General features: G+C 42.4%; 12 protein-coding genes. 9 read left to right on the top strand and 3 right to left on the bottom strand.

What is annotated here, in order from left to right:
• Positions 1–145: 145 nt before the first annotated feature.
• Positions 146–934: a hypothetical protein gene (locus B9G53_RS19995; RefSeq protein ID WP_094535229.1), complete on the bottom strand. Its 789-nt coding sequence runs from the start codon at positions 932–934 to the stop codon at positions 146–148.
• A gap of 322 nt (positions 935–1,256) precedes the next feature.
• On the opposite strand from B9G53_RS19995, the gene B9G53_RS20000 reads away from it, so the two are divergent.
• The 3 genes from B9G53_RS20000 (at position 1,257) to phnE (ending at position 3,928) form a co-directional block, all read left to right on the top strand.
• Positions 1,257–2,276: a phosphate/phosphite/phosphonate ABC transporter substrate-binding protein gene (locus B9G53_RS20000; protein ID WP_217901634.1), complete on the top strand. Its 1,020-nt coding sequence runs from the start codon at positions 1,257–1,259 to the stop codon at positions 2,274–2,276.
• A 69-nt stretch (positions 2,277–2,345) separates the two neighbouring features.
• Positions 2,346–3,125, top strand: coding sequence for a phosphonate ABC transporter ATP-binding protein (locus B9G53_RS20005; RefSeq protein WP_094535230.1), 780 nt, complete (start codon positions 2,346–2,348; stop codon positions 3,123–3,125).
• On the top strand, positions 3,125–3,928 hold the full coding sequence (gene phnE / locus B9G53_RS20010) for a phosphonate ABC transporter, permease protein PhnE (RefSeq protein WP_094535231.1): 804 nt from the start codon (positions 3,125–3,127) through the stop codon (positions 3,926–3,928). Before B9G53_RS20005 ends, phnE begins: the two co-directional genes overlap by 1 nt.
• 177 nt (positions 3,929–4,105) lie before the next feature.
• Here phnE and B9G53_RS20015 read toward each other — a convergent pair whose 3' ends face one another.
• Complete coding sequence (locus tag B9G53_RS20015) at positions 4,106–4,645, bottom strand: 2'-5' RNA ligase family protein (RefSeq protein ID WP_094535232.1); 540 nt, start codon at positions 4,643–4,645, stop codon at positions 4,106–4,108.
• A gap of 239 nt (positions 4,646–4,884) precedes the next feature.
• On the opposite strand from B9G53_RS20015, the gene B9G53_RS20020 reads away from it, so the two are divergent.
• The 4 genes from B9G53_RS20020 to B9G53_RS20035 all read left to right on the top strand — a co-directional run bounded on the left by B9G53_RS20020 (position 4,885) and on the right by B9G53_RS20035 (position 8,365).
• The gene (locus B9G53_RS20020; protein ID WP_094535233.1) at positions 4,885–5,325 is read left to right on the top strand and encodes a dTDP-4-dehydrorhamnose 3,5-epimerase; all 441 of its coding nucleotides are present in this window, start codon (positions 4,885–4,887) and stop codon (positions 5,323–5,325) included.
• Between the two features lie 211 nt (positions 5,326–5,536).
• Complete coding sequence (locus B9G53_RS20025) at positions 5,537–7,159, top strand: DUF4435 domain-containing protein (RefSeq protein WP_094535234.1); 1,623 nt, start codon at positions 5,537–5,539, stop codon at positions 7,157–7,159.
• Between the two features lie 200 nt (positions 7,160–7,359).
• Entirely contained in the window at positions 7,360–7,881 is a 522-nt protein-coding gene (locus tag B9G53_RS20030) for a DUF1993 domain-containing protein (protein ID WP_094535235.1), read from the top strand.
• 13 nt (positions 7,882–7,894) lie between these two features.
• The gene (locus tag B9G53_RS20035; protein ID WP_094535243.1) at positions 7,895–8,365 is read left to right on the top strand and encodes an AAC(3)-I family aminoglycoside N-acetyltransferase; all 471 of its coding nucleotides are present in this window, start codon (positions 7,895–7,897) and stop codon (positions 8,363–8,365) included.
• A 122-nt stretch (positions 8,366–8,487) separates the two neighbouring features.
• On the opposite strand, the gene B9G53_RS20040 is transcribed toward B9G53_RS20035, so the two are convergent.
• Complete coding sequence (locus tag B9G53_RS20040; protein ID WP_254923748.1) at positions 8,488–10,206, bottom strand: NB-ARC domain-containing protein; 1,719 nt, start codon at positions 10,204–10,206, stop codon at positions 8,488–8,490.
• A gap of 172 nt (positions 10,207–10,378) precedes the next feature.
• On the opposite strand from B9G53_RS20040, the gene B9G53_RS20045 reads away from it, so the two are divergent.
• Together B9G53_RS20045 and B9G53_RS20050 are read left to right on the top strand one after the other, a co-directional pair.
• Positions 10,379–10,861 carry a phycobilisome protein gene (locus B9G53_RS20045; protein ID WP_094535237.1) on the top strand — a complete coding sequence of 161 codons (483 nt, stop codon included), beginning with the start codon at positions 10,379–10,381 and terminating at the stop codon, positions 10,859–10,861.
• Positions 10,862–10,986: 125 nt separating this feature from the next.
• Positions 10,987–12,264, top strand: coding sequence for a glycoside hydrolase family 10 protein (locus tag B9G53_RS20050; RefSeq protein WP_094535238.1), 1,278 nt, complete (start codon positions 10,987–10,989; stop codon positions 12,262–12,264).
• Positions 12,265–12,448 lie beyond the last annotated feature (184 nt).

The following is a 12,448-nucleotide window of genomic DNA, read 5'->3' on the forward strand; positions in this document are numbered from 1 at the left end:
TGGTTTTTGTTGTATTCTAGCGCAGGAGCAGCATGATCAAAATCGATCAAGTAATACCAATATTAATTACAAACCCAACCCCGAAAAGTTGCGCCCCACAGGGGCACAACTTTTCGGGGTTGGATAATTTATTTTGCACAAGTACTTAATAAATTGATTCCTTCGGTTTCACCAGATTAATCGCTCTTAATCCCGAAATCACCCCCGTACCAATCACTGCACCAGATAGTCCACGCATGGCATTTTCGACAGGAATAATCGGAATTAACATCTTCCAAATTGGTTCTGGCCAGTTAAATAGATAGTAAGTAAATGGAACTTGACTTAGATGCGCTAGTCCGCAAATTGTCCAAGTACCGCAAAAAATACCGATCGCTACTTTCACAAAATTACTACTGCCAATTAGTTTTGTGAATAATATTCGAGTTGGTAACAAAAATAGCAATACTGCCGACCAGTCGATAAAGGCTCCTGCAATAAAGGTATCTACAGGAATGCCATTACGGGCGATCGCTAAATAAGCATAAACGGCAAGTTCGCTCACAAACAGAACCGTTAAACCCAAATACCAATATTTACGCTTTTGTCCAATCACCATTGCTCCCGCCGCAAAGCTAGCGATCACGGCTCCCCAAATGGCGATCGCGGGAACTCCTGCGGTGTAAGGAGCAAGAAAGACTCCAATTAACGTACCGATCCCACTGGCTAAGGCTCCTGCTAAGGGTCCAAGCAACCAACCGAGCAGAGGATAAATGCTTTGACTTAATGGGATACCTTTGCCTGAGCCAAGCACGATTGAAAAGGGAATAAATGCTAAAACAGTGACCACAGCAGCGAGGACGATAATATAGGCGATCGGAGTGCCGTCGATTGCTGCCCCACCCATTGTTTTTACTTCACGTTCTAGACCTTCAGGGATTTTATTTTCGGTCATGGTGATTTCGGCAAGCTTAATGTTAGCGATCTTTTTAGCATTTACAGCGCGTTGCGCTGTAGTTTTTATCTTATCGCAAGTTAGAGAGGGTGCTTGACGTTATCGCCATGCAAGTTTTGCTTAACCGAAAAGAGTAATAACGGCGCTTCGCGCCGTTATTACTCTTTTCGGTTTTGATTTTTTTTGAAATTGGTGAATAGGCGATCGGCAAAATAAAAAAAACTGATAAATAATTGACTTAAATTCTCAAATAGGTTTAAGCTACTTTTATTAGTTATTGCAAGTAATTCTTCTTAGTGTATTGCCCGTTTTCAAAAAATCGATGAAAAAAATTTCGTGTTTACCTGTTAATTTTGCTGTAGTCGCAGGGTTAATATCTTTAATCGGCTTAACTGCTTGTACAGAAAATAGTCCGCAGCCTCCATCTCAGCCTAATGCAGCTCAGACATCTGCCCCAGCTACAGCACCAGCCAAAGAAACTAAAGCGACTCCCACTGAAGCTGCACAGGCTCCGCTTAAGGAACTAACGATCGCCTTTGCAACTCGTCGTGACACTACAGATTTACAGACTAAAGTTGATAAGGTTTCGGCAATTTTATCCAAAGAGATGGGTATCCCAGTGAAGGGGATCATCGCTGATGAAACAGCCTCTGTCGAAGCACTCAAAGCTGATCGCGCCAATGTCGCCTTCGTCAGTGGTCGCGCTGCCCTCAAAGCAGAACTACTATCGGGCGCAAAAATGTACTTAGCTGAGGTGCGGGCTGACTATTCGGGTGGCAAAACCTATAACTCGATCTTTGTCGTGCCAGTAGATAGTCCGTTAAAAACCTTGGCAGATCCTACCCAAACTCTTGAACAGTTGCGTGGTAAACGCATGGCTTTCACATCGCGTTCCTCTGGTTCTGGGTTTATCTTTCCTGTCAGCGAATTGGTGGGGCTGAAGTTTGTGGATGGACCCGATCGCTTAGAGCAGTTTTTCGGCAAAGTTACCTATGGGGACGGCTATAGCAGCGCATTACAAGCCTTACTGCGGGAGCAAGCCGATGTAGCTGTAGTTTCTGAGTATGCGTTACTGCCACCTTGGATCACCGAGGAAGAGGGCAAAAAATTACGGGTACTGCACCCAGTGCCTAATGTGCCTGCTCATGGCATTTCCATTGATGATAGTGTGCCTGCGGATCAACGCGAAAAGTTGATTAATGCTTTTTTGAAGCTGAATGAACCAGAGAATAAAGAGTTATTCCGCAGTCTCTATAACTCAACCGAGTTAGTCAAAGTTGATCACGAGCAACATTTGGCAACCATGCGGACAGCGATCGCAAGGGCTGGACTCAAACCATAACCTATTGGTTGCCTAGCAAAGCTAGGCAACCAATAGATATTTGACTTCAATAATTAGAATTTTAAAATTATGGAACCTCTATCAGAAAACAATTCACCTGCAATCGCTTGTCATAATGTTCGCACTGCTTATCAATCCACTTTAAAGCGTCCCATCTTGAATGGAATTGACTTGCAAATCAATCATGGTGAGTTTGTGGCTCTGCTGGGACTAAACGGCGCAGGGAAATCAACACTTTTGCGATCGCTGGTGGGATTAGTTCCTGTCAGTCAAGGCGAAATTCAGATCTGTGGGACGACCGTTCAGCCCAAACTAGTTGATGAAGTTCGTAAAAATGTGGGTTTTCTCGTACAAGGAGGCGGCTTAGTCGATCAACTATCTTGCTTAGATAATGTCCTGTGTGGATGTCTAGGAGATCTGAATACATGGCAAAGCTTGTGGGGATTTCCTAAACGCGATCGCCGTGTAGCGATGCAGTTACTCCAAAAAATGGGTTTGCAAGAACAGATTTATCAAAAGGCAAGACAACTCAGTGGTGGTCAGCGTCAACGGGTAGCGATCGCCCGTACTTTGATCCAGTCACCTCATATTTTGTTAGCTGATGAACCCACTACAGGATTGGATGTGTCAGGCATTAATCAAGTGATGAGTAGCCTACAGGAAATGAATCGCAAAGGGTTAACAGTTGTGGTCGTGCTACACGATCTCGCCCTTGCCGCTCAGTACGCACAGCGAGCGATCGTTCTGCAAGAAGGGCAGGTCTGGTATGATGGGGACTGTCAAAATATGGACAGACAATTTGCCAAGTTGCAAAATCTCTCCCTAGTTCAGTCCGTTAACGCCGCATAATGAAACTTCTTGATCGAATTCGTCCCTATACCTCTAACCGCTACAATGTCTGGGCATTCAGAGTTTTAGTTATTATCGGTCTAGGTTGGGCGTATATTTGGTCATTACAAGGTCTAAAAATTGATCCCAAGTTAATCCAAACCAGTCTGCCTTACATGACAGATTTTCTGTCGCGACTTTGGCCGCCTGATTTGAGCATTTTAGATGTGGCGATCAAGGCTTTGATTGAGACTGTGCAGATGTCCCTTTGGGGAACGACGATTGGGGCGATCCTCTCAATTCCACTAGCCCTATTGTCAGCACAAAATCTTTCACCATTGTGGTTACGCTGGATCGCGAATCTGCTCCAAAATACTGTACGTTCAGTTCCATCGATTATCTTAGGTTTGTTTTTTGTGGCGGCGACAGGTTTAGGTGCGCCTGCGGGAACTTTGGCTTTGGGAATATACACAATTGGTTATTTAGCTAAGTTCTATCAAGAAGCGATCGAGTCTGTAGATAAGCGATCGCTGGAGTCTTTGCAAGTTGGTCGCGCCTCTTGGTGGCAGATTGCTCAATATGGGATTATGCCGCAGGTTTTGCCACTATGTCTCGGCTATACGTTCTATATGTTTGAGTACAATATCCGTGCTGCATCCGTTTTAGGCGTAGTCGGTGCAGGGGGAATTGGTTTCGAGTTAGTGAGTTATATTCGCGGGTTTGAATATAACAAAGCAATGACCATGATGTTGGTGTTGCTGGTAGTTGTGACTAGTATCGATGTCATCAGCAGTCAATTAAGGAATAAGTTCAAATCTGATTAAAACTTAATCGCAATCGCTCTTGCTGATCAGATGTTGATCTTACCTAGTTTTGCAAGTACCTTACAGCTTAGTCTAGGTCAGCTTTTCGACTGTCTACAAGTAAATTAGAGTTCTACGATTTAATAAAGAGCAAGTTTTTTGTGGCGCGGTGAAGCCGCGCCACAAAAAACTTGCTCTTTATTTTAATGAAAAATTCGATAGAACATTCCATTTCTGCTGATCATGGGCTAGTAGAGTCAGATTAATCACTTCAAACTCAAACTTAATCTGGCGATCTCTAAATTCTGCCCAAGCTTGTTCAAAGTTTTCAGGAGTTAAGTCGCGAAAAGCAACGGTCATATGTGGCACAAATGGTCTAGAAGCATAGGGATCGTGAATGTCTAGATTATTGGCAAGTGTTGCCGCAATATCTACATAGAGATTTGGCAAAATTGGATTGGATACGACATTGAGATAAATAACGCGGGGTGGGAAAGCAGCAAATCCTGATAGGTTGATCGTAAAAGGCGATCGCGTTTTAGCAAATTTCTCTAGTTCTATTTGTAATTGTTCTAAGCGATCGCTTGATAATTCAAATGGAGGAATTAGGGTGATGTGAGGTGGAGCCTTGAGAGTGGCTTGAGTGCTGTAGCGATCGCGGAAATCATATTGAATTTGCCTAACTTCATCTTGCATAGAATCAGGGGGCAACAACGCGATAAAAAATCTTTGGTTCATTACATGACATGTAACTTTTGAGGGGATATTCTATCATTTCGCATAAAGTATCGCTAAAGTCACTTGTATTAGAATTGAGTGGCATCGCTTCGCGCCGCCACTCAATTCTTCGGTTTTATGTTCTAGTACCGCGTCAGCTATTCCTATATGCATAAAAACTTGTATTCGTTTTCTTTGTAACAAAAATTAAAAAACTAACGATTAAGCTGAGTGTGTAGGGATATATTGCGGAGATCTCAATGGCTGCTAACAAAAAAGTCGATATTCGCTATCTCACCTCGATCAAAAATGGGATGGCTGAGTTTTATACACCACAGGCAAGTGATGAAACTATGCTTGTACAGGTTGCAGCAGGGGCGATCGATGATTTGTTTGTGCATCATTTCCAGACCGATCAGCTTTTGGTGGTGCGCGGTAGCTTTGTGTTGGTGGTACTAAGCGATCGCCAATATCAATACATTCCCTTGAGTGAGTATCGTCCTGCGGTGGTGACGATTCCGCCCAATGTGCCACATGCAGCGATTAATCTCAGCGATCAACCTTGTTTGATGGTGAATGCTGTTTTGCGTCATGGTGCGCCCTATGCGAAGGATTACCAACCCCGTCGAGTTCCTTTTCCCTATGATCTAGAAGTTGCTCGTAAGGCGATCTCTAATTTAGAACTTCCACTAACTGCTTAAATAAATTGCTGTTGACGAATATCGCGATCGGCTATCCTATTATTCTGAGTTGATGAATATCGCGATCGCCTAAAGCAAAATATTTAGGAGATAGATTGTTGATGTACTCTCGTTAGACTTAGATTAGGGTTTGTGATAGATTGTTGCCCATATTGAGCCGTAATTGCTTGGTAAGCTCTAACTATGCCTCAAACTTCACCGAGAGGAAATGATGCCCGAAAAATCTAAATATAAACTTACCCTTGCAAAATCATTTGAAAATACAACGGATCTAGAATCAAACCAGAGTATTTTGCTAATTGGCGCGAATGGTTCGGGGAAAACACGTCTAGGTACATGGATAGAAATGGAGTCGCTGCAACGGAAGTGGGTACATAGGTTGTCTGCTCAAAAGTCTCTTGCAATGCCTGATACAACTACACCAATATCCATTGAGCTTGCAGAAAAAGATTTGTTGTGTAGCTATGCTTCAGCCCCAACAGGACAAGAGATGCAATATAAAGATGGTCATAAATGGGGTAGTAAACCAGCAATATCAATGCTGAATGATTTCCAGAAGTTGATGGTTTATTTGTTCTCAGAGGAAACTGAGGAGAACGCCAAGTACAAAGCACTGCAAAAGACTGCATCAAAACGTATTGAGCCACCTAAAACCAAGTTGGATTTAGTTAAAGAAGTATGGGAAAAAATTCTTCCACATAGAGAGTTGATTATTAGAGGTTTAAGAATACAGACGAGAGTCAAACAATTAGAACACAAAGTATATAATGCATCAGAGATGAGTGATGGCGAACGAGTAATTTTTTATTTGATCGGACAATGCTTGGCTGCTCCGAAAGATGGGATTGTTGTAATTGATGAGCCAGAGCTTCATCTGCATAAATCGGTTCAGATTCCTTTGTGGACAGAAATCGAAAAATCGAGGTCAGATTGCCTGTTTGTCTATTTAACTCATGATGTTGATTTTGCTGCCGCGAAAGCAGGCTCAACTCGCATTTGGCTAAAGTCTTTTGATGGTCAGTGTTGGGATTGGGAAGTACTGCAAGAAGATAGTAACCTGCCTAGTGATTTGCTATTAGAGGTAATTGGAAGTCGAAAGCCTGTTGTTTTTGTTGAAGGAAATAATGGTAGTCATGATTCGGCTCTCTATCGAGCGCTTCTTACTTCTTTTTTGGTAATACCTGTAGGCAGTTGCGTCCAAGTAATTGAGTCTGTAAAGGCATTGAAATCAAATACACAGCTCCATCACTTGGAGGTATACGGAATTATTGATCGCGATAGACGAGTTCCCGAAGAAATCGAAAGATTGGAACAGGAATCAATTTTTGTACTTTCGGTTGCAGAAGTAGAGAATCTATTTTGTGTTAAAGAAGTTATTCAAATTGTTAGCAAACGTTTAGCTCGCGATATCGATGCTGATTTTCAGGCTGTCTCTGATAAAATATTTAAAAGTTTGACGGACGAAATTGAAACGCAAGTTTCGCTGCGAGTGACAAGTGAGATTAAATTTAGACTCAATATGTTTGATAAAAACAAGAAGGGTTGTGCAGCTCTGAATGATGCATTACAGTCGTTAGTAAATGGAATAAACGTAGATGAAATCTATTCACAAACATTAGACGAATTTAATAAGGTCATAACTGAAAAGGACTTTGAAAGCTTGCTTTCTCTCTACAACCGTAAGTCTTTGCCTAAGCAAGTAAGTGGAGCATTAGGTTTAAAGAATGGACAACTACCAGAACTGGTTGTTCGTCTTGCCCAAGGTGAATGTCGGGAGCAAATGGTGATTGCAATGAAGAAATATTTCGGTAATTTTGCACATTACATCAAATAGCGTTTAAAGAGATCGCATCGAACACACACCTAGCAGTAATAGAGATCGCCTACAACAAACCCTTTAGCAGATAGATAATTGAGGCGATCACGTTTGACTTAAAATAGAATCTGCGATAATTTATCCTCAGCAAAGTAATTAAACTGCTATTGCATTACAACTCCAAGTTATGCATTACAACTTGTGTTCTTAGAAATCGCATGGAAAATCAGAAGATCAAAGTACTACAAAATATCTTCAGTTCTAGGCTCGACACATTGAGCCATCTCTTGACAGTAGCGGAGAGTCATTTCAGAGACGATGTAGAGGCTATATTGCATCGCCGCATAGCGCCCGATATGTTTCCCTTCGGCACACAAATCGTATTTACTTGCAATCAGCCTCGCAACTTCGCATTGTGGTGCTTAGGACAGTCGGCGAGCAACTTGCCTCCCGACGTAGCATCCTTAGATGAGGCTCGTAGTCATATTTCATCCACTCAGGAACTATTGACAAGTATCGATGTTACTGATGCTACGCTTCCAGAGATCAAGCGAATCGAACTTGGACAAGGGCTATACGTCGAACTATCTGGATTCTCATACGTAGATGATTTCCTAATGCCAAACTTTTACTTCCATTTGACGACAGCATATGACATCCTGCGGATGGCAGAAGTGCCAATAGGTAAGCGCGACTTTATGATGCATTTGCTCCCTTTCGTAAAACAAGATGATGCATAACATGGAGTGGAAAATGCCATCCTCCGAGCCAATTAACATTCATCAGCTTTCCGTCAACGACTTGGCACTTATGGAAGGCTTATTAACTGCCTTTGGAGAAGCTTTCGACGACGTTGACACCTATAGCGCATCTCGCCCCAGCGATACCTATCTCAAACGTTTGTTAAGTAGCGATTATTTCATCGCACTTGTCGCATTAAAAAATGGATCGGTAGTCGGTGGTATCGCCGCTTACGAACTCCAAAAGTTTGAGCAAGCGCGTAGTGAGATTTATATATACGATCTGGCTGTTGCCGCAGCACATCGGCGCGAAGGAATTGCCACAGCATTAATCCAAGAATTAAAGAAGATCGCTGTAGCGCGAGGAGCCTATGTGATCTTCGTACAAGCGGACATTGGCGATGACCCTGCGATCGCACTCTACACAAAGCTGGGATTACGTGAAGATGTGCTTCATTTTGATATTCCCATAGAAATCGATTAAACATCCTCAAGATTCGAGCAGCCCACAACTAAACTCAGCAACCAAGAAATTTTAAAAAAGTTTAGCTTTGCTAAACTTTTTTAAAATTTCTTGGTTTTGGTTTGAGAGCAACGCGCTGTAAACTACCACCACAAGCCAATCAAAGCGAGATTAACCTCTACGTAACTTGTCCCTTCAGTTGGTTGTACTTGGTGCTGACTCGCGAGAATTTCCCGTAGAGATTCCAATTCGATGTTGCTTTGGGCGATCGCCTTATGTAACTTATCCTTAATTGGCTTGAGAACTAACCGAATCTGCATCGCCCGAATTGAGTCAGGGGCGTGATCTTCGACGAGGACATGACTTTGTAATAGATTAATTGATTTGAGATTTTGTTGAGCTGCGATCGCTGTAATTTCCTTACTTACTTCATCAACAAATTGACGATTCACATACTTCATTACTACAGGTTCCAAAAGGAACATGACTTCATCCTGTTCAGAAACTTTTTCGATCAGCGATCGCCACCGCAATGACTCTAGAACGTTAATTAATTCTGAGCCAGATGTTTGTAAATTCATCTCCGATCGCAAGGTTGAGAGAGATACAGGACGATGCTTAATTGCGAGCCAATACAGGACATCTTTTTCTAGTTTGGAGAGACGTTCAAACTGTTGATAGAGAAGTGTGCGTAACACATCACCCAGAGCAAGAGCCGTCTGTTTGAGAAACTCCGAAACATTGCCGTTAAATAATTCCTGAATTGTTCCCGCCACAATTCTCAAAGCCGAAGGATTACCCCGATATTGCTGTACTAGCGCTTCTAATCCATTCTCAGAACCTGTAAAACCTCTTGCTCTCAGTAATTCAAAAGCTCCTTGTCGTTGCAATCCATTTACTTTGTAATAGCGAATCGGTTGATCTTCCCCTTGATGCATGGAGATTTCTTTAGGTTGTTCGCGCCCAATTAGGATTAAAGAACTTTGATGACGTTCAGAACCAACACGCTGTAATAATTCTGCATGGGCTTCACAACCTTGGCGATAGACTCCCACCAATTCCCCATCTTGCAGCGTCGCTTCAAAGTCATCCAATACAATCAAACAACGTTTTTGGCGCAAAACTTCCAATAAATCAGAAATACCACAACCCGTTTGTTGGGAACTATTGAGAAATTGCAACAGATCGGCGATTAATTGTGCGGTCGGCTGTGCGCCCCGCAGCGATCGCCAAATAAAGCAATCAAACTGCGATTGCATATTTTCGACTAGTTTCACGGCAAGAGCCGTCTTGCCAATGCCACCCATCCCACAAATTGCCAAGAGATGACAGCGATCGCGCACGATCCACTGCTCTAGCTTGGCTAGTTCTTCTGTGCGTCCATAAAAAGTTTGAATATTTGGAGCCTCGCCCCAATCCACTAAATTTGCCCCTAAATTAACTTGAGAAGCGGCGGCTGTATTATGCAGGCTTTGGCGTTGAGCCTTATAACCTCTAGCCTCTAACCATTCAGGTACTTTTTCCCACCGTAAAGTATTGATCGGCTGATCAGCGATCGCCTCAAGCGATCGATACAAGCCCTTATTTAACTCCACCCGCAAAGCCCCTGAAGTCCAAGCTAACTTAAAGGCAAGTTGTCCTGGGCGATAGCGACAAAGTAACCCACGTAAACACGCCTTTTCAAACGGCTTAATTTCCTTGCCACTAGCAGTTTGTAAATCTGCATAAAGCCGATTTAAATCCCAATTTTGGGCAGCTTCGGGGAACAGCCCTTCAATGTGATCATGGTCAGATAACATGACAGAAGATGGCGGCGAGCGATCGCATAGATGTGTGTCGTGAACTTCGATAAATATATTCATTTATTTATCGATTTATCTGGATCGTAACAAAAAAAGGGCGATCGCTAGAGATAATGCTTAAAGTGGCTGATAGTTTCAGGCTCAGACCCGTATAAAATCATCTATTAGGTCAACTACGGGTTCCGTAGTTGACCTAATAGATGATTAACACTAAATTGAGTGCCGTTTAACTATGTTAAGCAAGCTGCAACAACTAGGAACAAATGCAGATGGTCGCTATGCTAGCGATGACGAACTGCAATTTATGGATACCTATATCTCCTCCTTTGACTCGCGGGTTGAGGCTTATCGACGCATTAAAGCTGTCGAGAAAGAAATTGTCGATACGGTTTTGATCAAACTAAAAACGTCCTATCCCAACTTGCTTTTTCCAAAGGGGGAAGACATGCAAGGCAAGTGGAAACAAGACACCTTAAGGGTTTTACGTCATTCTGCCATGACTGTTTTATTAGATGACCCAGAACTTTTGCGCCAACAGTTTTTGTATTGGTTCCAGACAATCATGCAAGCCTTTGGCGCACAGGAGGCTTGTAATATCACTTATCTGGTAATGCAAGATGTCGTTAAAGATCTTCTGCCCAAAAATGTTGCCGATCTGTTATGCCCCATTTTGGAGATAAATCGTAATTTACTGGGATCTCAGCCAAAAAGCTGATAAAAAAGAGGGGGAAATGAGCATCTTCTCCCTTTTGTGGTTTTTTACATTGTTATACAATAAGTTGACAAAAAATTTGCATCCTAAGTGTGAGGAGTTAGAGCTTACCTAGCTCGTTAGTAATTATGGGGAAAATTAATTCTGTATCTTGGCAAGCACGGCTTCGTTTCCTAGTTTTAACCTTTCTAGGGTTTGCGATCGCAATGATGATCAATTTTCCTTTTTGGGCGGTAGCTCAGACTCCTAACAGTAATGCTAGTAATACTGCTAGCAACACAATTGATCAATCCCCCCCACCTACTCAACCGCAGATCAGACCATCTAATGGCAATGAATTACGCGGTATTTGGCTAACTAATGTCGATAGTGATGTTTTATTTTCGACCCAAAGGCTTGAAAGGGCGATCAAAAGATTAAGGCGTTTAAACTTTAATACTCTATATCCAACGGTTTGGAATCGGGGATACACGCTCTACCCCAGCAAAGTTGCTAAAGATAAGTTTGGCGTAGATGTCTATCCTGTATCAGGTTTACAAGAGCGAGATATGCTTGCGGAAACCATCAAGTTTGGGCATGAGCAAGATTTTGCAGTAATTCCTTGGTTTGAGTATGGCTTAATGACCGAGGAAGGCTCGGAGCTAATGCGTCAACATCCAGACTGGATTACCCAGCGCAAAGATGGCTCCCATCTTTTCTTGCATGGCGAAAATGATCAACATCGCCTTGCTTGGCTCAACCCTGCACGTCCTGAGGTTCAAAAATTTCTCACAGATTTAATTGTAGAAGTCGTCACCAAATACGATGTCGATGGCATTCAACTTGACGATCATTTTGGGATGCCTGTAGAACTTGGCTACGACGATTACACGATCGCTTTATATAAGAAAGATCACTTCGGGCGGCTACCACCTGAAGATTTTAATGATCCTGCATGGATGAAATGGCGGGCTAAATATGTCACAAATTTAATGGGGAAAATCTCTAGAGCCGTTAAGGCGATCAAACCCAACTGCTTAGTTTCTTTATCTCCTAACCCCAAAGAATTTTCCTATAAAAAATACTTGCAAGATTGGTATAGCTGGGTTTATCTCAATTACATTGATGAACTAATTGTGCAAGTATATCGAGATGACATTGACAACTTTACAACTGAGTTGTCGCGTCCAGAGTTGCAAGAGATCCGCCAAAAAATTCCTGTAGCGGTGGGCATTTTGACAGGCTTAAGAGTCCAAAATGTCGATATGCGCCAAATTAAAGGGCAAGTCAGAATTGCGCGTGAGCTTACCCTTGATGGCTTCTCATTTTTCTTTTATGAGACTTTAGGTAATCGAGATGCATCGTTTGAGACGCTCTTCTTTACCCCTGCAATTCGTCCAGATTTAAGAAATATTGCTTCTAGTTAAACTAAAAAGCGGCGAGAAGCACCGCTTTTTAGTTTTTATAGCAAATTAAAACCCAAAAGATGAATGGCGGCGCTTTGCGCCGCCATTCATCTTTTGGGTTTTACAGCAATTACCGATCAAACGAACCACAAGAAAAGTTTTGAAAGTGTTGCTTCGCAACACTTTCAAAACTTTTCTTGGTTTG

Origin of the sequence: Pseudanabaena sp. SR411, assembly GCF_002251945.1 — a bacterium.
GTDB lineage: Bacteria > Cyanobacteriota > Cyanobacteriia > Pseudanabaenales > Pseudanabaenaceae > Pseudanabaena.